This window comes from Aestuariivirga litoralis (genome assembly GCF_015714715.1).
Taxonomy (GTDB): domain Bacteria; phylum Pseudomonadota; class Alphaproteobacteria; order Rhizobiales; family Aestuariivirgaceae; genus Aestuariivirga; species Aestuariivirga litoralis_A.
Map to the genome: position 1 here is coordinate 808836 of NZ_WAHS01000002.1, position 21024 is coordinate 829859.

At 58.2% G+C, this 21024-nt stretch carries 20 protein-coding genes; 8 read left to right on the top strand and 12 right to left on the bottom strand.

Going from position 1 to position 21024, the window contains the following annotated elements:
- Nucleotides 1-5: 5 nt before the first annotated feature.
- Nucleotides 6-581, bottom strand: a complete 576-nt coding sequence (gene secB / locus F8B91_RS15765) for a protein-export chaperone SecB (RefSeq protein WP_281432945.1) — start codon at nucleotides 579-581, stop codon at nucleotides 6-8.
- Between the two features lie 112 nt (nucleotides 582-693).
- Here secB and F8B91_RS15770 point away from each other — a divergent pair, with 112 nt between their 5' ends.
- The 5 genes from F8B91_RS15770 (at nucleotide 694) to ahcY (ending at nucleotide 4860) form a co-directional block, all read left to right on the top strand.
- Nucleotides 694-1362: a Tim44/TimA family putative adaptor protein gene (locus F8B91_RS15770; RefSeq protein ID WP_196504797.1), complete on the top strand. Its 669-nt coding sequence runs from the start codon at nucleotides 694-696 to the stop codon at nucleotides 1360-1362.
- A complete protein-coding gene (gene mltA, locus F8B91_RS15775; protein WP_196504798.1) occupies nucleotides 1349-2446 on the top strand; it encodes a murein transglycosylase A in 1098 nt (365 codons plus the stop codon). The genes F8B91_RS15770 and mltA overlap by 14 nt, the downstream gene beginning before the upstream one ends.
- The gene (locus tag F8B91_RS15780; protein ID WP_196504799.1) at nucleotides 2443-3021 is read left to right on the top strand and encodes a Smr/MutS family protein; all 579 of its coding nucleotides are present in this window, start codon (nucleotides 2443-2445) and stop codon (nucleotides 3019-3021) included. The genes mltA and F8B91_RS15780 overlap by 4 nt, the downstream gene beginning before the upstream one ends.
- Nucleotides 3018-3380: a helix-turn-helix domain-containing protein gene (locus F8B91_RS15785; RefSeq protein WP_196504800.1), complete on the top strand. Its 363-nt coding sequence runs from the start codon at nucleotides 3018-3020 to the stop codon at nucleotides 3378-3380. Before F8B91_RS15780 ends, F8B91_RS15785 begins: the two co-directional genes overlap by 4 nt.
- 73 nt (nucleotides 3381-3453) lie before the next feature.
- Nucleotides 3454-4860, top strand: a complete 1407-nt coding sequence (gene ahcY, locus F8B91_RS15790; protein ID WP_196504801.1) for an adenosylhomocysteinase — start codon at nucleotides 3454-3456, stop codon at nucleotides 4858-4860.
- A gap of 56 nt (nucleotides 4861-4916) precedes the next feature.
- On the opposite strand, the gene pckA is transcribed toward ahcY, so the two are convergent.
- From pckA to F8B91_RS15805, 3 genes are all read right to left on the bottom strand, one after another.
- Entirely contained in the window at nucleotides 4917-6494 is a 1578-nt protein-coding gene (gene pckA / locus F8B91_RS15795) for a phosphoenolpyruvate carboxykinase (ATP) (protein WP_432432045.1), read from the bottom strand.
- Nucleotides 6495-6600: 106 nt separating this feature from the next.
- Complete coding sequence (locus F8B91_RS15800; protein WP_196504802.1) at nucleotides 6601-7422, bottom strand: amidohydrolase family protein; 822 nt, start codon at nucleotides 7420-7422, stop codon at nucleotides 6601-6603.
- The gene (locus tag F8B91_RS15805) at nucleotides 7419-8444 is read right to left on the bottom strand and encodes an aldo/keto reductase (protein WP_196504803.1); all 1026 of its coding nucleotides are present in this window, start codon (nucleotides 8442-8444) and stop codon (nucleotides 7419-7421) included. Before F8B91_RS15805 ends, F8B91_RS15800 begins: the two co-directional genes overlap by 4 nt.
- 173 nt (nucleotides 8445-8617) lie before the next feature.
- Between F8B91_RS15805 and F8B91_RS15810 the strand changes: the two genes are divergently transcribed.
- Complete coding sequence (locus F8B91_RS15810) at nucleotides 8618-10714, top strand: transglycosylase domain-containing protein (protein ID WP_196504804.1); 2097 nt, start codon at nucleotides 8618-8620, stop codon at nucleotides 10712-10714.
- 37 nt (nucleotides 10715-10751) lie between these two features.
- Here F8B91_RS15810 and F8B91_RS15815 read toward each other — a convergent pair whose 3' ends face one another.
- Complete coding sequence (locus F8B91_RS15815) at nucleotides 10752-11495, bottom strand: M48 family metallopeptidase (RefSeq protein WP_196504805.1); 744 nt, start codon at nucleotides 11493-11495, stop codon at nucleotides 10752-10754.
- Nucleotides 11492-12733, bottom strand: coding sequence for a polyhydroxyalkanoate depolymerase (locus F8B91_RS15820; RefSeq protein ID WP_196505009.1), 1242 nt, complete (start codon nucleotides 12731-12733; stop codon nucleotides 11492-11494). Before F8B91_RS15820 ends, F8B91_RS15815 begins: the two co-directional genes overlap by 4 nt.
- A gap of 166 nt (nucleotides 12734-12899) precedes the next feature.
- On the opposite strand from F8B91_RS15820, the gene F8B91_RS15825 reads away from it, so the two are divergent.
- The gene (locus tag F8B91_RS15825; RefSeq protein WP_196504806.1) at nucleotides 12900-14228 is read left to right on the top strand and encodes an ActS/PrrB/RegB family redox-sensitive histidine kinase; all 1329 of its coding nucleotides are present in this window, start codon (nucleotides 12900-12902) and stop codon (nucleotides 14226-14228) included.
- A gap of 34 nt (nucleotides 14229-14262) precedes the next feature.
- Nucleotides 14263-14796, top strand: a complete 534-nt coding sequence (locus F8B91_RS15830; protein WP_246715292.1) for an ActR/PrrA/RegA family redox response regulator transcription factor — start codon at nucleotides 14263-14265, stop codon at nucleotides 14794-14796.
- 5 nt (nucleotides 14797-14801) lie between these two features.
- On the opposite strand, the gene F8B91_RS15835 is transcribed toward F8B91_RS15830, so the two are convergent.
- The 6 genes from F8B91_RS15835 to dnaK form a co-directional block, all read right to left on the bottom strand.
- Nucleotides 14802-15503, bottom strand: a complete 702-nt coding sequence (locus F8B91_RS15835) for a hypothetical protein (RefSeq protein ID WP_196504808.1) — start codon at nucleotides 15501-15503, stop codon at nucleotides 14802-14804.
- A gap of 10 nt (nucleotides 15504-15513) precedes the next feature.
- A complete protein-coding gene (locus F8B91_RS15840) occupies nucleotides 15514-16128 on the bottom strand; it encodes a 2,3-bisphosphoglycerate-dependent phosphoglycerate mutase (RefSeq protein WP_196504809.1) in 615 nt (204 codons plus the stop codon).
- 1 nt (nucleotide 16129) lies between these two features.
- On the bottom strand, nucleotides 16130-16930 hold the full coding sequence (gene dapB, locus F8B91_RS15845) for a 4-hydroxy-tetrahydrodipicolinate reductase (protein WP_196504810.1): 801 nt from the start codon (nucleotides 16928-16930) through the stop codon (nucleotides 16130-16132).
- Between the two features lie 39 nt (nucleotides 16931-16969).
- The gene (locus F8B91_RS15850) at nucleotides 16970-17776 is read right to left on the bottom strand and encodes an aldo/keto reductase (RefSeq protein ID WP_196504811.1); all 807 of its coding nucleotides are present in this window, start codon (nucleotides 17774-17776) and stop codon (nucleotides 16970-16972) included.
- Between the two features lie 19 nt (nucleotides 17777-17795).
- Nucleotides 17796-18959, bottom strand: a complete 1164-nt coding sequence (gene dnaJ / locus F8B91_RS15855) for a molecular chaperone DnaJ (RefSeq protein WP_196504812.1) — start codon at nucleotides 18957-18959, stop codon at nucleotides 17796-17798.
- Between the two features lie 97 nt (nucleotides 18960-19056).
- Complete coding sequence (gene dnaK / locus F8B91_RS15860; RefSeq protein ID WP_196504813.1) at nucleotides 19057-21003, bottom strand: molecular chaperone DnaK; 1947 nt, start codon at nucleotides 21001-21003, stop codon at nucleotides 19057-19059.
- Nucleotides 21004-21024 lie beyond the last annotated feature (21 nt).

Consider the following 21024-nt stretch of genomic DNA (forward strand, 5'->3'; position numbering starts at 1 on the left):
AGGCCTTAAGCCTGCCCGACGGTGCCCTGCGCCTGGATGCGCTTCTGATACATGCTGGCGAAATCGATCGGATCGATCATTAGCGGTGGGAAGCCGCCATTGCGCGTAGCATCGGAAATCACCTGGCGTGCAAACGGGAACAGCATGCGGGGGCATTCGATCAGCACGGCCGGATGCAGGATGTTGGCGGGAAAATTTTCCATGCGGAACACGCCGCAATACAGAACTTCAGCGGCAAAAAACACTTTGCCATCGACAGTGGCCTTGGCGTCGATATGCAGCTCCACCTCGAAATCGGTGGGCGCCAGGTTGCGGGCATTCACATTGACGGAAATGTTGATGTCTGGCTGCTTGGATTGCGGCTGCAAGGTGGCCGGCGCATTCGGGTTCTCAAAGCTCAGGTCTTTGACATATTGCGCAAGGATGCGCATCGCAGGCTGGGCACCGGGTGCGGGTTCAGGCGCTGTCAGAGGTGCCGGCGCTGCGGCAGCCGGAATTTGCGCAGGTTTGCCGCCATTGCTGGATTTGGCTTCAGATTTGGACACAGCCTTGCGCGGGGCGATCTTGGAGACTCTTGCCATTTATTCCTCGTGAATTTGAGTTCCGGCTATCAGAAAGCAGCGCGCACCGCAAGGCAGGGTGCTTTTTGAGGCATGAATTGAAATTCGGCAGGCTTGGTGCCAAATGAGGTGCATGGCTTTCCTCTCTGATCCGATCACCATCATCTTTTTCGCAATTTTCGCCTTTGCCGGTTTCCGGCTGTATCAGGTGCTGGGGCACCGCTCCACGCCGGAAAAGCCGCAACCTCCCAGCACCATCAAGACCGCGCCGCTGCCAGGCGATCTGGAACTCAAGGCCAACGAACCAGCTCCCCGCAAAATCTGGGAAGGTTTCGCGCCACAGGATTCAACCCTGGCCAAAACCCTGATCGCCATGGGCGAGGCTGATCATAGTTTCGACACCAGCGACTTCATCAGGGGTGCAAGATCCGCCCATGAACGGATCATGGAATCCTTCGCCAAGGGTGATGTGAAGACCCTGAGCCTTCTGCTCACGCAGAAAACCTTCGCTGCTTTCGAGAAGGAAATTTCGCGCCGCGCCTCGCAAGGCGAAGTGGCGGCCTTCAAATTTGTCGGCATCAAGGAATCGAAATTGGTGGAAGCCGCGCTCAATGGCAACATGGCCCAACTGCGCGTGCATTTCGTCACTGAGCTGATTTCCGCCGTCAAGGACGTGAAGGGCCGGATCATCAGCGGTGATGACAAGCGCATCGCCGAGGTCAAAGAGTTCTGGACCTTTGAGCGTGACCTCAAGGGCAGCGAGGCCGGCTGGAGGCTGGCAGAAACCCATGACGAGGACTGAGGCTCTCAAGCCCATTTCCTTTGACCAGATGACGGGCTGGGCCGCTGACGATCATGCGGCGGCTTTGCGAGCATTCCAGCTTTCGGCGCAAGAAATTCAGGAAGCGGGTTCCGGATTCCGCCGCGCTTCCAGCTTTGGCGGCGAGAGACAAGATTGGTTGCCAATCTGCGCTGCAGCTCTTCACGCCGGAAATGCCAGGAACTTTTTTGAAACCTGGTTCCTGCCGTTGAAGGTTCACGACACGGCGCGCCCCGCTGGCCTGTTCACTGGTTATTACGAGCCAGAACTGCGCGGCAGCATGACGCTGAGCAAGGACTATCCCGTTCCCGTCTATGAGCGGCCACCGGAACTGGTGGCCTTCACTGATGCAGAGGCGCGCGCCACGCATCTGTCCTATGGACGCCATGTGAATGGCAAGGCAGTGCCGTTTTTCTCGCGTCATGACATCGAGAATGGGGCCTTGGCCGGAAGGGGCCTGGAGCTTCTCTATGTCTCCAGCTGGGTTGATGCCTTTTTCCTGCATGTGCAGGGCAGTGGCCGGGTGATCCTGCCTGATGGCAAAGTGGTCAGGTTGTCCTATGCCGCCAAGAACGGCCGTGGCTATACTGGCATTGGCAGTCTTCTCTTGAAGCGCGGCATCGGCACGCCGGAAACCATGTCGATGCAATTCCTGCGCGCTTGGATGCTGCAGCATCCCGAACAAGCGCTGGAGCTTCTCTGGTCCAATGACAGCTTCGTTTTCTTCCGCGAAACGCAGGTCAGCGATCCGGCGCTGGGTGCGATTGGAGCCGCGAAAGTAAACCTCACGCCATTGCGCAGCCTGGCGGTGGATCGCACCATCTGGGCTTTCGGCACGCCACTGTTTGTGGACACGCATGAACCGCCGGAAGCTGAACAGGGTGCCGCCCCCTTCCGCCATCTGATGATCGCGCAGGATACCGGCACCGCCATTCGCGGCACTATAAGGGGCGATGTCTATTGGGGCTGGGGCGCCAATGCTGAACGCAATGCCGGCCATATGAAATCACCCGGTGGCATGGTCGCACTTCTGCCCAAGGCTCTGGCGCGGAGATGGGCGCCATGACCCGCAAGAAATTCGAACTGCCCGATCAGAATCTGTGGGACGAGGTGAAATCTTCCATCACCCCGATCAAACGCACACGGCGCGGAAAGGTGGCAAAGGAAGAAAAGCCACCTGCACCCAAACCACTGGCCACGCGCGCGTTGGAAGTACCCTCGCACAAGCCCCGCGCCCGCAATGAAGCGCCGGCCCTTTCCAGTTTTGACCGGCGCACCGCGCAGAAACTGGGCCGTGGCCAGATGGAGCCTGAGGCGCGCATCGATCTTCATGGCGAGAATCTGGAAAATGCCCGCTTCGGCTTGCTGCATTTTCTCGCCTCGCGGCGCATGCAGGGCCTGCGCATGGTGCTGGTGATCACCGGCAAGGGCGCATCGCCCTTCGCGCGCCACACGTTGCATGGCCTCACCCATTTCAATACGCCCGAACGTGAAGGCAAATTGCGCCGCGAATTGCCGCGCTGGCTGGAAGAGGCACAGTTCCGCATCCATGTGGTGGGCTTCCAGCCGGCCCATCCGCGCCACGGTGGTGGCGGCGCCTTTTACGTGCGCCTGCGCAAACACAATGGCGAATTCGAATGACGCCCTTTGGTGCCAAATTGCGCAAACTGCGCGAGGAACGGGGCTTGACCCAAGCGCAGATGGCCGAGGATATCGGCGTGTCTCCTGCCTATCTTTCAGCGCTGGAGCATGGCAAGCGCGGGCGCCCCAGCTGGCACCTGATCCAATCGCTGATTGCGCATTTAGGTGTGATTTGGGACGAGGCCGAAGAACTGGTGCGCCTGGCCCGCGTCTCCCATCCCAAAGTGACGATTGATACCAGCGGGCTTTCACCTGCGGCCACCGAATTGGCCAATGAGCTGGCGATGAAGATCAGCAAGCTGGACGAGGAAAGCCTGGTTCGCCTTCTGCACCAATTGAAACCGAAACAGCCTATATAAAGATTTCTTTATATGGTTCTTGCCGGGGCTTGGGGGTCGTGCTAGTCGCCACCCAACAATCCAGGAGATTCCCATGTCCAAGAACCAAGATTATCACGTCGCCGATATCAAGCTGGCCGATTGGGGCCGCCTCGAACTTGGCATGGCCGAAATCGAAATGCCGGGTCTGATGGCCACCCGCGAGGAATTCGGCAAGGCCCAGCCGCTGAAGGGTGCCCGTATCTCGGGCTCACTGCACATGACCATCCAGACCGGCGTGCTGATCGAAACGTTGAAGGCCTTGGGCGCCGATGTGCGCTGGGCGTCTTGCAACATTTTCTCGACCCAGGATCATGCCGCCGCCGCCATCGCTGCCGCCGGCATTCCGGTCTTTGCCCACAAGGGCGAGACGTTGAAGGAATATTGGGAATACACCGCCAAGATTTTCGATTGGGCCGATGGCCAGCCGTCTAACATGATCCTCGATGATGGCGGCGATGCCACCATGTATATTCTCGTTGGCGAAAAGGCTGAAAAGGACCCGAGCGTCATTTCGAAGCCCACCAATGAAGAAGAAGAATGCTTCTTCGCTGAGATCGCCAAGCGCATCAAGAACCAGCCGGGCTGGTTTGCCAAGCAGCGCGCTGCGATCATCGGCGTGTCGGAAGAAACCACCACCGGCGTCCATCGTCTTTATGAGTTGCAGAAGAAGGGCGAACTGCCTTTCCCCGCAATCAATGTGAATGACTCGGTCACCAAGTCGAAATTCGACAACAAATATGGCTGCCGTGAATCGCTGGTGGACGCTGTCCGCCGCGGCACCGACGTGATGATGGCCGGCAAGGTCGCCGTCGTCCTCGGCTATGGCGACGTGGGCAAAGGCTCCGCCGCTTCGCTCAGCGGCTCAGGCGCCCGCGTGGTTGTCACCGAAGTGGATCCAATCTGCGCGCTTCAGGCCGCCATGGATGGCTATGACGTGCAGACGCTGAAGGATGTGGTGAAAACCGCTGACATCTTCGTCACCGCCACTGGCAACAAGGACGTCATCACCGCAGAAGACATGCGCGAGATGAAGAACATGGCCATCGTCTGCAACATTGGCCACTTTGATAACGAGATCGACGTTGCCGGCCTGCGTAATTTCAAGTGGACAAATGTGAAGCCGCAGGTGGATCTCGTTGAGTTCCCCAAGGGCAACCGCATCATCCTCCTGTCGCAGGGCCGCCTGGTCAATCTCGGCAACGCCACCGGCCATCCGAGCTTCGTGATGTCTGCCTCCTTCACCAACCAGACGCTGGCGCAGATCGAACTCTTCACCAACGCCAAGACCGGCAAATACAAGAACGAAGTCTATGTGCTGCCGAAGCATCTCGATGAAAAGGTCGCCATGTTGCATCTCGCCAAGCTTGGTGCCAAGCTCACCACGCTGAAGGACGAGCAAGCCAAATATATCGGCGTGCCCAAGACGGGCCCGTTCAAGCCGGATTATTATCGCTACTAAGAGAGCGAAATCACTAAAACGAAACCCCGGCTGAAAGGCCGGGGTTTTTGTTTAGGCTATTTCTTCGCCCGCTTGAACTTCTGCACCAGGTCGTCCGCTGCTTCGTGGTAATCAACGATGTCAGCCCACGCTTCGCACGGATTGAGCAGTTTCGAATCCACCCCATTCAGTGCAACCGGAACTTCGAATCCGAAATTGGTATCGATCCGCATCTTCGCCTGATCCACTTCACCACTTAGCACGGCCTTCAAGATAGCGCGGGTTTGCGGCAGAGCAATGCGGTTTCCCACACCATAGCCACCACCGGTCCAACCGGTATTGATCAGGTAGCAACGCGTGCCATGCGCTTTGATCTTCTGGCGCAGCAGATGCGCATAGACTTTCGGAGGGCGCGGCAGGAACGGCGCGCCAAAGCAGGCCGAGAAGGTGGCTTCAGGCTCCTTCACGCCGCGCTCGGTGCCGGCCACTTTCGCCGTATAGCCCAGCAGGAACTGCTCTACCGCCTGTTCCGGCGTCAGCCGCGCCACCGGCGGCAGCACGCCGAACGCATCGGCCGTCAGCATGACCAGAACTTCCGGGTGCTGGCCCATCACACCCGGTGTTGCGCCTGCGATCTGTGACAGTGAATAAGCAGCGCGGGTATTTTCCGTGCGGCTGCCATCATCAAAATCGACTGAGCCGCAGGCTTCGTTCAGAACAACGTTTTCCAGCACCGTGCCGAAATTCAGCGCGGCCTTGTAGATGGCGGGCTCTTGCGCTTCATCCAGTTTGATCACCTTGGCGTAACAGCCATTCTCGATATTGAAGATGCCGTTCTCGCCCCAGCCATGTTCATCATCGCCGATCAGCGCACGCGCAGGATCAGCCGACAAAGTGGTCTTGCCGGTGCCCGACAGCCCGAAGAACAACGCCGTCTTGCCGTTCTCATCTGTGTTTGCCGAGCAATGCATTGGCAACACGCCTTCTTGTGGCGCGAGATAATTCAGCACAGTGAACACCGCCTTCTTCATTTCGCCTGCGTAAGCCGTGCCGCCAATCAGCACCGTCATGCCGTTGAAGTCGATGGCAATCACCGTTTCGGACTGCGTCCCATGGCGCGCCGGATCAGCTTTGAAACTGGGCAGGCAAATGATATTCAGCCCCGGCATGAAGCGGCCTTCCTGGCCCTCCACCGGCGCCAGCAAATGCCGCATGAAAGCGGAAGCCCAAGCCGTCTCGGTGACCACACGCACCGGGAATTGTTTCTCGGCACCGGGGCAGGCTTCCAGATCCTGCACGAAAACATCCCTCATGCGCGCATGGGTCATCATGTCGGCGCGCAGCTGATCGAAATGCCGGCGGCTCATCGCCTGATTGTTGTCCCACCACACATCCTGTGCGGTGGCTTCTTCCAGCACGATGAACTTGTCCTTGGGGCTGCGACCAGTGTGTGCCCCGGTTTCGACAACGAGAGCTCCGGTGCATGAGAGCTGCGCCTCGCCCCGCGCCACGGCGCGCTGCACCAAACGCCAATTGCCCTCATTCCACGACACCTTGCCCAGCCAGCGCAGGCCGAAAGCACCGAGTTCCGCGCGGATCAGCGAGTCGCGGCCGTCATCGGCAATGAGGATTTCGGGGCGGGCAAGCATCGTCATGGCAATCTCCTGTAATGAGACGACCATAGCCGCAAATTGAATGATGTAAAGATGGATTTACATCAGAATAATATGTTTACGTCAATCTATATTTGAGTGAAACACATCATTTAATACGATAGAATTTCGCGGCAGTTCCTCCGAAAACCTTGGCATGATCCGCCTGCGGCACAATGCTTTGCGCCGCTGAAAACCAGGAATCATAGCTGCCATTGAGATTGAGCACCGGCCAGTCCGAGCCCCACATCACCCGGTCCGCGCCGAAACCTTCCAACACATGCGCGCCGTAGGGGCGCAAGGTTTCCAACGTCCAGCCCGGCTTGGCCTCGGTGGCGATGCCTGACAGTTTGCAGAAAACATTCGTCTCCTTGGCGATCGCGGCCATCTTCGCCGCCCAATCATCAAACTGCCCATCGCGGATGACTGGCTTCATGCAATGGTCGATCACGGTGCGCAGTTTCGGATATTTCGCAAACAGCTTGCTGAACGGATCGAGATGCAAAGGAAAGCCCAGCGCATCAAAGGTGAGATCAAGATCAATGAGCGCATCAAAGGCCCATTGCACGTCTTTGCGGTGCATCCATTCCGCATCCGGCAGATCCTGGATCATCGGCCGCACGCCAGAAAATTTCGGATGCTTGGCCAGGCGTGACAGATGTTTCAGGTCATCGCGGTTTTCAAAATCTACCCAGCCCACCACCTTGGCGACGTGATCGGTGGCATCAGCGATGCCCAGCATATATTCGGTTTCAACAACCGTCGGCGCGGCCTGCACCAACACTGTTTTTTCGATGTCATGCTGGGCCAGATGCCCCGCCATATCCTTCGGCAGAATAGGCTTGGCAATCGGCGCTGTCGCCTCACCCACCATCCAGAAATAATCGCCGCGCGCCGGGTTCCAGAAATGCTGATGCGCGTCGATCCTCATGCGGAAACCTTATGGCGCGGATCCATCAGCCCTGCGTCCTTCAAGTCCTTCCACAAAGCCTTCGGAACTTTCTTCGATACGGTCTTGATGTTGAGAGCCACATGCGCGGGCGTTGTCGCACCGGGAATGATTGACACCACAGCTGGATGCGAAAGTGGGAATTGCAGGGCAGCTTCCGGCAATTTCACCTTGTGCTTTTTGCAGACGGCTTCAATCTTCGCCACTCTCTCGATGATGTGCTTCGGCGCGGGGTCGTAATCATACATCGCGCCCTTCTTGGCACCGGTGGCGAGAATGCCGGAATTGTAAACGCCACCGAGCACAATGCCGATGCCGCGTTCTTCACACAGGGGAAGGAATGAATTGAGCGATTCCTGCTCCAGCAAAGTGTAGCGTCCGGCCAGCAGGAACAGATCGAAGTCGCCAGCCTTGGCCAAGGTCTCGGCCACCTGCCATTCATTGATGCCAGCACCAATGGCCTTGATCACTTTTTCGTCGCGCAGCTTGATGAGGGCCTTGTAGCCGCCGCCCATCAACGTCTTCACGTGGATGTCGCGCGCCGCTTCGCTGCCATGTGTGAACACATCGACGTCATGCGCAAAAAGAATATCGATGGAATCCAGCCCCAGCCGCTCCAGCGAAGCCTCAAAGGAGCGCATCACGCCTTCATAGGTGTAATCAAACCGTTCACGCCGTGACGGGCAGTCGAAAAACTTGCCAATGCCCGTCCGGTCCTTCGGCGCGCAGGGCTCCAGCAACCTGCCAATCTTGGTCGAGATCACATAATCCGAACGTTTCTTGCCGCGCAGGAAATGATTGAGCCGGGTTTCCGAAAGCCCAAGCCCGTAAAGCGGCGCGGTATCGATATAGCGCAGGCCCGCCTTCCACATGGCATCCATCACGTCAGTGGCTTGGCTTTCGCTCATGGCGGAATAGAGATTGCCCAAGGGCGCCGAGCCGAAACCCAATTGCGTAAAAGGAATGGATGCCCCTGACGGTGCCTTGAAATTCTTGCGCTTCATTCGCGTCCCCTGATCGTGTTCTTATGGATAAAATCCACGCGGATTGAACCACGGCGGCGATGGCCCGGCAAGGGCCGCAAGCGCCCGCCACGATTCCACCCTTATTTCCCCGCTAGAACGGTTCACCAACTGGCAAGATTTACATAGGTATAGACCGCCCCATGGGGTTATTTTTGAAAAAGAAATCCAAGGGACGCGGCCGTGGCCGCAAGTCCGAACCCCGGCTTTTTGAAGAAGACGAAGAAGATGAGGGCGACGAGCTGCAAGCGCCCACCCGCCGCAAAACCAAATCTCCAGATAAGAAGCGCCGTTCCTGGTTCTGGCGGCTGATCGGATTTTTCCTCGTCGCCGGCTTTTGGGGTGCCGTGGCCGGTGCCCTGGCCTTCACCTATATCTGGTTCTCGCTCGACCAGCGCGGCCTGCTGCAAATTCCGCAGCGCGAACCCGGCGCGATGATCCTGGCCAATAATGGCTCGGTGCTGGCCGAAGAAGGCGCCTTCTTTGGAGACGCCGCCAAAATAAATGAATTGCCGGATTATGTGCCCAACGCCGTGATCGCCATTGAAGACCGGCGCTTCCGTTCGCATTACGGCATTGACCCTGTCGGCATCCTGCGCGCCATGAGCCGCAACGTCCTTTCGGGCCATATGGTGCAGGGCGGTTCAACGCTCACCCAGCAGCTCGCCAAGAACCTGTTCCTCACGCCGGAACGCACCGCGACCCGCAAAGCTCAGGAAGCTGTACTGGCCATCTGGTTGGAACACAAATTCACCAAGGACGAGATTCTTCAGCTCTATTTGAACCGTGTTTATTTCGGCAACGGTGCCACTGGCATCGAACAGGCCGCCCATAATTTCTTCAACAAGTCGGCTTCCGAGCTGACGGTGATGGAAGCCGCGCGTTTGGCCGCGTGCCTGAAGGCACCATCCAATTATAACCCTGTCGATCACATGGAAGAATCCACCGCCCGCGCCAAACTGGTTCTGGCGGCCATGCAGGATGAAGGTTTCATTTCGCAACAGGATGAGGCCGATGCCGTCAGTCAACCGACCAATACGGTCAGCAGCGGCGCCAAGCCGGCGCGGCAATATGCGGTGGACTGGATTGATGCCCAGCTGCCGCAGCTGGTGAAGGACTACAAAGAATCCATCGTCATCGAAACCACCATTGATCCGGCCATTCAATCCAACGCCGAAAAATCCCTGAACCTGCGTTTGCAGCAGAACGGCAAGAAGCTGAATGTGTCGCAAGGTGCGATCGTGGTGATGGACAATACTGGCGCTGTGCTCTCGATGGTCGGCGGCAAGTCCTACGGCAAGAGCCAATTCAACCGTGCCATCAAGGCCCAGCGCCAGCCGGGCTCTGCCTTCAAGGCTTTCGTTTATCTCGCTGCGATGGAACATGGCTTCACGCCGGAATCGACCCAGGTGGATGAGCCGGTGAAGATCGGCAATTGGTCACCGGAAAACTACAAGCACAAATATCTGGGCGAAGTTTCGCTTGAGCAAGCCTTCGCTCAATCGATCAACACGGTGGCCGCAAAGCTTGCCGCAACTGTCGGACCCGATCAGGTGGTGGCCACCGCGCAGCGCCTCGGCATCACCTCACCGCTGGGCCATGATGCTTCGATTGCGCTCGGTACATCGGAAGTTACACCGCTGGAAATGACCGCAGCCTTCGTGCCCTTCGCCAATGGCGGCGATGGCGTCACACCCTATGTGGTCAAACGCATCACCACGCGCGAGGGCCAGGTTCTTTATGAGCGCAAGGGCGATGGCCTCGGCCAGGTCGTGGCACCTGCCATGCTGGGCGAAATGAACACTTTGTTCCGCGCCGTAGTGCGCGAGGGCACCGGTGTCAAAGCACAATTCGGCAATTGGGATATTGGCGGCAAGACCGGCACCACCCAGGATTACCGCGATGCCTGGTTCATCGGCTTTACGCCCTATCTCACCGCCGGAATCTGGATGGGCAATGACGACAATTCATCCACCAAGCAATTGACCGGCGGTTCGCTGCCAGCCGTGATCTGGAAAGATATCATGGAACCGGCGCATAAGGGTCTGGCTTGGTTGCCGCTGCCGGGACGTCAGGATCAGAACCAGCCAACGCCAGATATTATCGCCATGGATCAGAATGGCGAAGGCACCCAGCCGGAGATCATCAATACGGTTCCGAATAATCAGCAAGACGAAAAACCCAAGACGATTTTCGATCTTCTCTTCGGCAAGAAGAAGCAGCAGCAGAATCAGGATAGCGGGCTGTACTGACCTCATCGTCCTCTCCCGCAAGCGGGAGAAGACGAGATCAAAGATACCGGTGCACTTCACGCCCGTTGGTCTTCAGCCATTGCTTGGCGGCGCGGGCTTGTGGGCAATGCGTCAGAACCAGCCGCCAGAAGCGCGGCCCGTGATTCATTTCGCGCAAATGGGCCACTTCATGGGCGGCCACATAATCCAGCACGAAATCCGGCGCCAGGATCAGCCGCCAGGAATAAGACAGCGTGCCATTGGCCGAGCATGAGCCCCAGCGGCTGCGCTGATCGCGGATGCTGATCTTGGTGAAACGCGTTTCCATCGCTTGAGCATATTTGCGCGAGGCGGAGGTGAGTTCGGCCAGCGCCTGCTTCTTGAGAAAATCCAGCAGCCGGCGCGGGGCATGCGCGGCGTCGCCGGGCACATGGATGATGCCCTCGGCCACGCCCACCAATCCACGCCGCCCGCCGGCGAAATAAAGCACATGCTGTTTGCCGCGATACAGAAATTCCGCGCCATTGCCTATTGTGGCGGGTGCCGCCTGCTTGGCCAGCGTGCGGGTAATCCAGGGCTTGGAGGCTTCCACGAAACGCAACGCTTCAGCGAGAGAGCTGCGCTTCGGCAGCGTCATCACCAACCCGCCAGTTTTGCCATCCAGCCGCAATACCAAACGCCGCGCCTTCGCATTGCGCCGGAAGCGCAACGGCACATCGCGGCCATCAATATTCAGAACCTGGGATTCAGGCGTGGGAAGCGTTCCGCTGAGGCGCGGAGCGGCGCGTAAGAATCCGATCAAGGCTTCTGCGCGTTGAGGAAATCAGCGATCATGGGCGCCACTTCAGCACGGAACTTCGAGCCGGAAAAGACCCCGTAATGACCAACACCCATTTGTAAGTGATGCTTGTGCTTGTCAGCCGGGATGTTCTTGCAAAGCTCATGCGCGGCTTCGGTTTGGCCCAGGCCTGAAATATCATCACGCTCACCTTCGACAGTGAGAAGCGCCGTCTGCGTAATCGCCGCCGGATCAATCATCACGCCGCGATGCGCGTAAGTGCCATGCGGCAGGTCCTGATGAATGAACACCCGCTCGATGGTCTGAAGGTAGAATTCAGCAGTGAGATCCATCACCGCCATATATTCATCGTAGAAACGCTCATGGCGCGCAGCGTCTTGTTCATCGCCATCGACGAGGTCACAATAAAGCTCGCGGTGCGCCTTCAAATGCCGGTCGAGATTCATCGAGATGAAACCGCCCAGCTGCATGAAGCCCGGATAGACCTCGCGGCCATGGCCAGCGTGAGGCCCTTCCACTTTCATGATGGCGGATTGGCGGAACCAGTCGAGGTCCTTGCCATCGGCAAATTTGTTCACTGCCGTGGGGCTTTTGGTGGTGTCGATCGGTCCACCCATCAGCACCATGGCCAAGGGAGCCAGCGGATCATTCTTGGCAGCCATGATTGAGACCGCCGCCAAAACCGGAACAGCTGGCTGGCACACCGCCATCACATGCGCGCGCTCACCCAGATGGTGCAGCATGGTGATCACTGAGTCAGTGTAGTCATCGAGATCGAACTGGCCGGCCGACAGAGGAATGTCGCGCGCGTCCTGCCAGTCAGTCACGTAGATATCAAAATGAGGCAGCAGCGATTTCACCGTGTCGCGCAACAGCGTGGCATAATGGCCCGACATCGGCGCCACCATCAGAAGCTTGGCCTGCTTCGCCCGAAGATCAACCTTGCCGAAATGAATGAGTTTGCAGAACGGCGTTTCCCATGCCACTTGCTCATCGATCAGATAGGCTTTGCCGTCGATCTGGGTTTCCGGAATGTCGAAAGAGGGCTTGGCGAAACGGCGCGTGGCGCGCTCGAACATGGTGAGTGCGGCTGTGGCTTGGCGGCCCATGCTGGTGTCGCGCAACGGATTGGCGGCACTGGCCCAAAAGGAAAGCCCCATATTGGCCATGGCCCGGAAGGGCTGAAGGGCGGCATGGTTCAATTCAAACATGGAATAGAGCGGAGATGACGGCACAGACATTGTTCTCATTTGTATGACTTTAACACCCTTTCCAGGGCAGGTGCCAAGTGTTTTTTGCAGTGCAACATGGCGAAGGATAACGGCAAATATTTAAGATTGTTCCCCATGCAGCCCCGCCGCCGTTTTTGCTTTGCGCCGCCTGCTCCGTTAGACTTCGCCTCACATCATGTCTGAAACCTCGCAACCCGCCGCCCCGGAATTTGGCCTTCTGCGTCTGCGCACGCTGGTCCGTTTGCGCTGGCTGGCCATCATTGGCCAATCCGCAGCGGTGCTGATCGTGGAATTTGCGCTGGGCTACCGCTTGCCGCTCTCGGCCTGTCTCGCGCTGATAGCGGTTTCGGCGTGGCTCAATGTGTTCCTCACTTTGAGATGGCGTGGTAGCTTGCGGCTTTCAACCCAAGCGGCTGGCATCCTGCTCGGCTACGATGTGATGCAGCTGGCGGGGCTTCTGTATCTCACTGGCGGATTGCAAAATCCATTCGCCTTGCTCTTCCTCGTGCCCGTGACCGTGTCGGCCACTTCGCTGCCGCTGGCATGGACCGCAGCCTTGGGCGCGCTCGGCCTTCTATGTTCTTCGGTGCTGGCCTTTTTCCACCGCCCGCTGCCCTGGGCAGATGCCAATATTTTCGCGCTGCCGCCGCTTTATCTTCTGGGCGTGTGGGCCGCGATTGTATGCGCCACCATCTTCTCGGCGATCTATGCGCGCCGCATCGCGGAAGAAGCGCGGCTGATGTATTCCGCTTTGCAGGCCACCGAACTGGTGCTGGCGCGTGAACAGAGGCTTTCTGCGCTGGATGGTCTTGCTGCCGCTGCCGCTCATGAGTTGGGCACGCCACTCGCCACCATTGCTCTCGTCGCCAAGGAATTGAAACGTGCTCTGCCGGCCAAATTCGAACATGCCGAGGATATTGATCTTCTCGTGTCACAGGCCGCGCGCTGCCGCGAAATTCTGACCCGCTTAGCGGTGCCTGAACAACTGTCGGATGAAACATATCAGCAAGTGGGTTTCGAGGCGATGCTGGAAGACATGGTGGCACCTTTGCGTGGTTCTGATGTGGGGATCGAAGTCGATGCCAAACCCATCGACGAGCGTTCCACCACGCCGGTGTTCCGGCGCAACCCGGCGATCAGCTACGGCCTCGGCAACATTCTCGAAAACGCCATCGATTTTGCCAAGGGGCGCGTCGATGTGAAGGCCCGCTGGTCGGCCACCCAAGTCAGCCTGTCGGTCACTGACGATGGGCCAGGTTTTGACCAGGCGATCTTTGACCGGCTGGGCGATCCCTTCGTTACCACCAGGCCCGGCTATGGCGATGCCTTCAAGGGCGAAAGCGAGGAACATGAAGGTATGGGTCTCGGTCTCTTCATCGCAAAGACGCTGCTGGAGCGCACTGGTGCCGCCGTTACCCTGTCTAATCGCAAGGCGCCAGATAGCGGTGCGATGATCCAGATTGTCTGGCCGCGCGTTGTCGTTGATGTTGGCAAATCCGCTTGACTGGACATGGCAAAAGGAGTGGAGAGAGGCCGAAATGACGCAAGCCCTGAAGTCCCTCCTGCTGGTGGACGACGACAAGCCCTTCCTCACCCGCCTCGGCAAAGCCATGGAATCCCGTGGATTTGAAGTGCGCATCGCCGACACCGTGGCGCAGGGTATTTCCGAAGTGAAGAAAGAACCGCCCATGTATGCGGTGGTGGATTTGCGCCTGTCCGATGGCAATGGCCTCGATGTGATCGAAGCCCTGCATGCCGCCAAGGCGGATGCCCGCGTGGTGGTGTTGACGGGGTATGGCAATATCGCCACCGCCGTCACCGCTGTGAAATTGGGAGCGATCGATTATCTCGCCAAACCCGCCGATGCTGATGCCGTCTATGGCGCGCTGATGGGCGATACCGATAACCGCAATGCGCTACCTGATAATCCCATGTCAGCCGACCGCGTGCGCTGGGAGCACATTCAGCGCGTCTTCGAACTCTGCAACCGCAATGTCTCGGAGACCGCGCGCCGCCTCAACATGCACCGCCGCACCCTGCAGCGCATCCTGGCCAAGAGAGCGCCGAAGTAATCGTCTTAAAACTTGTTGATCGAAATCACGCTGCCGTCCGGATTGAACCAGACGATGCCGCGGCCCAGCATGAAGCCTTGGCCGTTGCAGAACAGATCATGCGGTACGGATTTGGAAAGTTCCTTTTTCCAGCTGGCATTCTTCGGCAGCTTGGCTTTGAATTCTTTCTGAACCGCAGCGGCATTGCCCGCCATCGCCAGTGTGTAGAAATGCGCCACGCGGCCCTGCAGCTTGGCATAGCCCGCCGCATCCAGATCGCAGCGCCCACCCTGGCCATCGCCCGAAACGGTGCCTTGCTCACTCAGATAAACATCCTGCGGCGTGCCGGAGGCCGGCACCCAGCTGCCCACCAGCACTTCATTCACCAGGTCATCTTTGGAGCTGAAATGCTTCTGCGGGTCTTGCTTGGCAAAACTGAGTTTGAATGTGGCCACAGGCTTTCCCGCCGCATCATCTTCTTCCAGCACAATGTCACGGCCCGTGAAGCTGACGAGCTTCAGCGGAATGTCTTTCAATTTTGAGACATAGAAGTAATGCAGGCTGGAAATCCCGCTTTGCGTGAACGCGCCTGAATCAGATGACGCCACGCTGAGTCCGATACTCTGCTTGCCCAGCGTGCCGCTGTAATCATGCAGCCCCGCTTGCGCCGCAGATGGCAGCGCCGCCATCAAGCCCGCAGTGAAAATCCATTTCAGGGCTTGATGCATGATGTTCTCCCTAGGCCAGGATTTCGACGCTGGCCGGAACAGAATTGGCTTTCAGCTTGTAAACCGTCGGCACCCCGGTATCGAGTTCGCGTTTCAGGATCGCTTCCTTCGACAGGCCCTCAATTGCCATGATCAGTGAGCGCAGCGAATTGCCATGTGCGGCAACCAAAACATTCTTGCCCTCCAGCACATGCGGCTGAATCTTGTGGACGTAGTAAGGCAGCGAGCGGGCTAGCGTGTCCTTCAGGCTTTCACCACCGGGCGGCGGCACGTCAAATGAACGCCGCCAGATCAGCACTTGCTCCTCTCCCCATTTGGCGCGTGCATCATCCTTGTTGAGGCCAGTGAGTTCGCCATAGTCGCGCTCATTCAGCGCCTGGTCACGCGTGATCGGCGCCGTCTGGCCCAATTCGTGCAGCATCAAATCCAGCGTGTGCTGCGCCCGCGTCAATGCTGAGGTAAAGCAAATATCAAATTTCAGACCCTTGGCCTTCAGTTTCTGCCCGGCGGATTTGGCCTCGGCCACGCCCTTGTCGGTCAGGTCCGGGTCCTTCCAGCCGGTGAACAGGTTCTTCAAATTCCAATCGCTCTGCCCGTGACGGACCAGCACCAGTGTTCCACTCATTTCAATTCAATCCCAAAACATCAAACATTGAATAAAGCCCAGGCTTCTTGTCCCCGGCCCAGATGGCAGCCTTCACCGCGCCATTGGCAAACAGCTTGCGGTCTTCTGCCACGTGGCGCAGCTCAAGCCGCTCGCCATTGCCGGCGAAAATGATCGTATGATCGCCCACCACCGTTCCGCCGCGCAAAGTCGCAAAGCCGATGTCACCCGCATTGCGCGCACCTGTATGGCCGTCGCGGCTGCGCACAGATTTTTCGGCGAGGTTGATCTCGCGGCCCTCGGCAGCAGCCTTGCCCAGCATGAGCGCAGTGCCCGATGGCGCATCGATCTTCATGCGGTGATGCATTTCCAGAACTTCAATATCAAAGTCCTGACCCAGCGCTGCGGCAGCGCGCTTGACCAGCGCTGCCAGCATGTTCACGCCGAGTGAAAAATTCCCGGTCTTTACGATGGTGGCGGATTTGGCGGCTTCGGCAATCTCAGCATCGCCCGCGGCATCAATGCCGGTGGTGCCGATCACATGGATCTTGCCTTTTGTGTGCTTGATGAGGGACAGGGTGGCTTTGGGGACGGTGAAATCAATGATACCGTCGCAAGCCGCAACCACTGCCGCAGGATCAGCGCTGATCGCAACGCCCAGATTCTTCACGCCGATCAGCTCGCCATAGTCAGCACCGAGATGCGGTGAATTCGGCGCTTCAAGTCCGCCCGCCAATGCGCAGCCTTCGGTCTCATGGACAAGCTTGGCCAATTCGCGGCCCATGCGTCCCGCTGCACCTGCAATGGCGAGTTTCAAAGTCATGCTTCCGGCTTTAGCAACCCTGACGCAGCAGGAAAAGGCCTATGTGTCCCACTTGGGGCACCAGCCGCCATTGATCAGACGACGCCCCTCATCCATCTCCCGGATGAGCTGCATTTCTTCGGCTGAAAGTGTGAGCCGCTGCGCGTCCCAATTGCTTTCAATGCGCTCGCGCTTGGAGGATGACGGAATGACGATGTGCCCTTCGGCCAGCAGAAAGGCGAGGCCCACTTGCTCCGGCGTGGCATCATGTTTCAGCGCCAGCGCTTTCATGCCCGCATGGTTGGACAGCGCCCCGCGTGCCAGCGGGCAATAGGCAGTGATCGGGATGTTCTTCGCCTTGCAATAATCGGAGATGGGCCGGTTCTGCATCAGCACATGCATCTCCACCTGATTGGTCGCGATGGCTTTTGGCCCCAGAAGTTTGAGCGCAATGTCGATATATTTCTTGGTGAAGTTGGAAACCCCAATCTGCGCCGCCAGTCCCTTGGCATGCACTTCACCCAGCTGCGCCACATAATCATGCGCATCATATTCATCACCGGGCGAAGGCCAGTGCAGCAGATAGAGATCAACCTGATCGAGGCCCAGCTTGGCAAGCGAACCTTGCGCCGCTTTGAGTACCTGTCCCTTGCCGAAATGTTCAGGCCCGCATTTGGTGGTGACGAAAATATCCGACCGCTTCAGGCCGGAATCCTTGATCGCCCGCCCCACCTCGCGCTCATTGCCGTACATCTCGGCGGTGTCGATATGGCGATACCCCATTTCAAGCGCAGCCAGCACGCAAGCATAAGCCACCTCACCGTCCCGCCTGTAGGTGCCATAGCCGAATGCGGGGATAGGGGTCATGGGAAACTCCGGTGGATGCCTATGAGCTGAAACTATCCCAGAACGCCTTGGCCTTGGCGAAGAAGCCTTCGGACTCGGGGCTGTTGTGGTGTGAATCTGTGTCGAATTCCTTCAGCAGCTCGCGCTGTTTGCGCGTCAGGTTCACCGGGGTTTCAACCGTCACCTGAATATACATGTCGCCATGCTGGCTGGAGCGGAGGACAGGCATGCCCTTCTGCTTCAGGCGGAACTGCTTGCCGTTCTGCGCGCCTTCGGGGATCGAAACCCGCGCCCGCTTGCCATCGATGGTCGGCACTTCGATCTCGCCGCCCAGCGAAGCCGTGGCCATCGAGATCGGAACCTTGCAAAACAGGTCAGCACCTTCGCGCTGGAAGAATTCATGCGGGCGCAGGCTGAGAAAAATATAAAGATCACCCGTGGGCCCGCCGCGCAGGCCGGCTTCGCCTTCACTGGCCAGACGGATGCGGGTGCCGTCTTCCACGCCAGCCGGAATATTGACCGAGAGATTGCGTTCCTTGTTGGTGCGGCCCTGGCCATGACAGACTTGGCACGGATCAGCGATGATTTGCCCGCGACCGCCACATGTTGGGCAGGCGCGTTCCACCGTGAAGAAACCCGATTGCGAACGCACGGCACCTGCACCGCCGCAGGTTTTGCACGTGGTGGGCGATGTGCCGGGCTTGGCGCCGGAGCCTTTGCAATTATCGCACGCCACCGAGGAGGGCACACGCACCTGCGCGGTCTTGCCAGTGAACGCTTCGGTGAGATTGATTTCGAGATTGTAGCGAAGGTCACTGCCGCGCTGTGCGCCCTGGGCACCAGCGCGTCCACGCGCCTGGCGGCCACGCTGGCCGCCCATGAAGTCGCCGAACAAATCTTCAAAGATGTCCGACATCGAGGAATTGAAATCGGGGCCGAAGCCGGCACCAGCACCCGCCGCACCGGGGCCGCGCCCATTCTCGAAGGCCTGATGTCCGAACCGGTCATAGGCGGCGCGCTTCTGCGGGTCTTTCAATACATCATAGGCCTCGTTCAATTCCTTGAACTTGGCATCGGTCTCGGAGGAGCCGTGATTGGCGTCGGGATGATATTTCTTGGCCAGGTTGCGATAGGCGGTCTTCAGCGCCTTTTCATCGGCACCCTTGGCAACACCCAGAATTTCATAAAAATCGCGCTTGGACATCAAATCTATCTATACGCTTCGTCATTACAGCGAAAGCTGGGATGACGGCTTAGAGATTGAGGAAAGGGCCCACCTTTGAAGGCAGGCCCAGTCTCAATTACTGCTTCTTGTTCTTTTCTTCGACTTCGGTGAACTCGGCGTCGAGAACATCGTCGAACTCGTCACGCGGGCGGTTCGGATCTTCCTCTTCGTCCTCGTGGTCACCGTCCGGTGCGCCCGAATGCGGCTCATTGCCGGCACCACCGCCCTTATAGAGCGCCTCACCCAGCTTCATCGAAAGCTGCATGAGAGATGTGGTCTTCTCTGTGATCGCTTCGGCATCATTGGCTTCAATCGACGACTTGAGGTCAGCGATTGCGGCTTCGATGGCAGACTTGTCGGATTCCGGCACACGGTCGGCCGCATCCTTCAGCGTCTTCTGTGTCGAATGGATCAGGCTTTCAGCCTGGTTCTTGGCTTCCACTGCATCCTTGCGCTTCTTGTCTTCGGCCGCATTGGCTTCAGCATCCTTGACCATCTTGTCCACTTCGGCGTCAGAAAGACCACCAGAAGCCTGGATGCGGATCTGCTGTTCCTTGTTCGTCGCCTTGTCCTTGGCGGACACATTGACGATGCCGTTGGCGTCGATATCGAAGGTCACTTCGATCTGCGGCACACCGCGCGGTGCGGAAGGAATCCCCATCAGGTCAAACTGGCCGAGCATCTTGTTGTCGGCCGCCATTTCACGCTCGCCCTGGAAGACGCGGATGGTCACGGCCGTCTGATTGTCATCAGCGGTCGAGAACACCTGGCTCTTCTTGGTCGGGATCGTGGTGTTGCGTTCGATCAGGCGGGTGAACACGCCGCCCAGCGTTTCAATGCCGAGCGACAGCGGCGTCACGTCGAGGAGCAGCACGTCCTTGACTTCGCCCTTCAGCACGCCGCCCTGAATGGCAGCGCCGATGGCGACAACTTCGTCCGGGTTCACACCCTTATGCGGTTCCTTGCCGAAGAAGCTCTTCACCACTTCGATCACCTTGGGCATGCGTGTCATGCCGCCCACCAGAACCACTTCGTCGATCTGGCCGGCAGTGACGCCAGCGTCCTTCAAGGCCTGGCGGCAGGGCTCAACCGTCTTCTGGATGAGGTCATCCACCAAGGCTTCCAGCTTGGCGCGCGTCAGCTTCAAGGTCAGATGCTTCGGACCCGACGCGTCAGCGGTGATGAAGGGCAGGTTGATTTCGGTCTGCATCGAAGATGAAAGTTCGATCTTGGCCTTTTCAGCCGCTTCACGCAGACGCTGGAGAGCCAGCTTGTCCTTGCGCAAGTCAATCGACTGTTCCTTCTTGAACTCGTCTGCAAGATAATCGACGATGCGCATGTCAAAATCTTCACCGCCAAGGAACGTATCGCCATTGGTGGATTTCACTTCGAATACGCCGTCACCGATTTCCAGTACCGACACGTCGAACGTGCCGCCGCCGAGATCATAAACAGCAATCGTGCCGGCCGACTTCTTGTCGAGGCCGTAGGCCAAGGCAGCAGCCGTCGGCTCGTTGATGATGCGCAGCACTTCGAGGCCAGCAATCTTGCCGGCATCCTTGGTGGCCTGGCGCTGCGAGTCGTTAAAGTAAGCTGGAACCGTGATCACGGCTTGCGTGACAGGCTCGCCCAGATAACGCTCGGCGGTTTCCTTCATCTTGGTCAGCGTGAAGGCAGAAATCTGCGACGGCGCATATTTCGTGCCGCGGCTATCGACCCAAGCGTCGCCATTGTCGGCTTTCACGATGTTGTAAGGCACAAGCTTCTTGTCCTTGGCCACCATCGGGTCATCCATGCGGCGGCCGATCAGGCGCTTGATCGCGAAGAATGTGTTTTCAGGATTGGTCACACCCTGCCGCTTGGCGGGCTGGCCGACCAGCGTTTCGCCTTCAGCGTTGAAGGCCACGATTGAAGGCGTAGTGCGCGCACCTTCAGCGTTTTCGATAACTTTGGGGTTCTTCCCCTCCATGACGGCCACACATGAATTGGTGGTGCCAAGGTCAATACCAATGACTTTACCCATAACTTTGTCTCCTCTGGCAGG

Bases quoted from the DNA above. Each gene is read 5' to 3' on its own strand.
- secB (WP_281432945.1), bottom strand. From the start codon at position 581: ATGGCAAGAGTCTCCAAGATCGCCCCGCGCAAGGCTGTGTCCAAATCT.
- F8B91_RS15770 (WP_196504797.1), top strand. From the start codon at position 694: ATGGCTTTCCTCTCTGATCCGATCACCATCATCTTTTTCGCAATTTTC.
- mltA (WP_196504798.1), top strand. From the start codon at position 1,349: ATGACGAGGACTGAGGCTCTCAAGCCCATTTCCTTTGACCAGATGACG.
- F8B91_RS15780 (WP_196504799.1), top strand. From the start codon at position 2,443: ATGACCCGCAAGAAATTCGAACTGCCCGATCAGAATCTGTGGGACGAG.
- F8B91_RS15785 (WP_196504800.1), top strand. From the start codon at position 3,018: ATGACGCCCTTTGGTGCCAAATTGCGCAAACTGCGCGAGGAACGGGGC.
- ahcY (WP_196504801.1), top strand. From the start codon at position 3,454: ATGTCCAAGAACCAAGATTATCACGTCGCCGATATCAAGCTGGCCGAT.
- pckA (WP_432432045.1), bottom strand. From the start codon at position 6,494: ATGACGATGCTTGCCCGCCCCGAAATCCTCATTGCCGATGACGGCCGC.
- F8B91_RS15800 (WP_196504802.1), bottom strand. From the start codon at position 7,422: ATGAGGATCGACGCGCATCAGCATTTCTGGAACCCGGCGCGCGGCGAT.
- F8B91_RS15805 (WP_196504803.1), bottom strand. From the start codon at position 8,444: ATGAAGCGCAAGAATTTCAAGGCACCGTCAGGGGCATCCATTCCTTTT.
- F8B91_RS15820 (WP_196505009.1), bottom strand. From the start codon at position 12,733: ATGTCTGTGCCGTCATCTCCGCTCTATTCCATGTTTGAATTGAACCAT.
- F8B91_RS15825 (WP_196504806.1), top strand. From the start codon at position 12,900: ATGTCTGAAACCTCGCAACCCGCCGCCCCGGAATTTGGCCTTCTGCGT.
- F8B91_RS15830 (WP_246715292.1), top strand. From the start codon at position 14,263: ATGACGCAAGCCCTGAAGTCCCTCCTGCTGGTGGACGACGACAAGCCC.
- F8B91_RS15835 (WP_196504808.1), bottom strand. From the start codon at position 15,503: ATGCATCAAGCCCTGAAATGGATTTTCACTGCGGGCTTGATGGCGGCG.
- F8B91_RS15840 (WP_196504809.1), bottom strand. From the start codon at position 16,128: ATGAGTGGAACACTGGTGCTGGTCCGTCACGGGCAGAGCGATTGGAAT.
- dapB (WP_196504810.1), bottom strand. From the start codon at position 16,930: ATGACTTTGAAACTCGCCATTGCAGGTGCAGCGGGACGCATGGGCCGC.
- F8B91_RS15850 (WP_196504811.1), bottom strand. From the start codon at position 17,776: ATGACCCCTATCCCCGCATTCGGCTATGGCACCTACAGGCGGGACGGT.
- dnaJ (WP_196504812.1), bottom strand. From the start codon at position 18,959: ATGTCCAAGCGCGATTTTTATGAAATTCTGGGTGTTGCCAAGGGTGCC.
- dnaK (WP_196504813.1), bottom strand. From the start codon at position 21,003: ATGGGTAAAGTCATTGGTATTGACCTTGGCACCACCAATTCATGTGTG.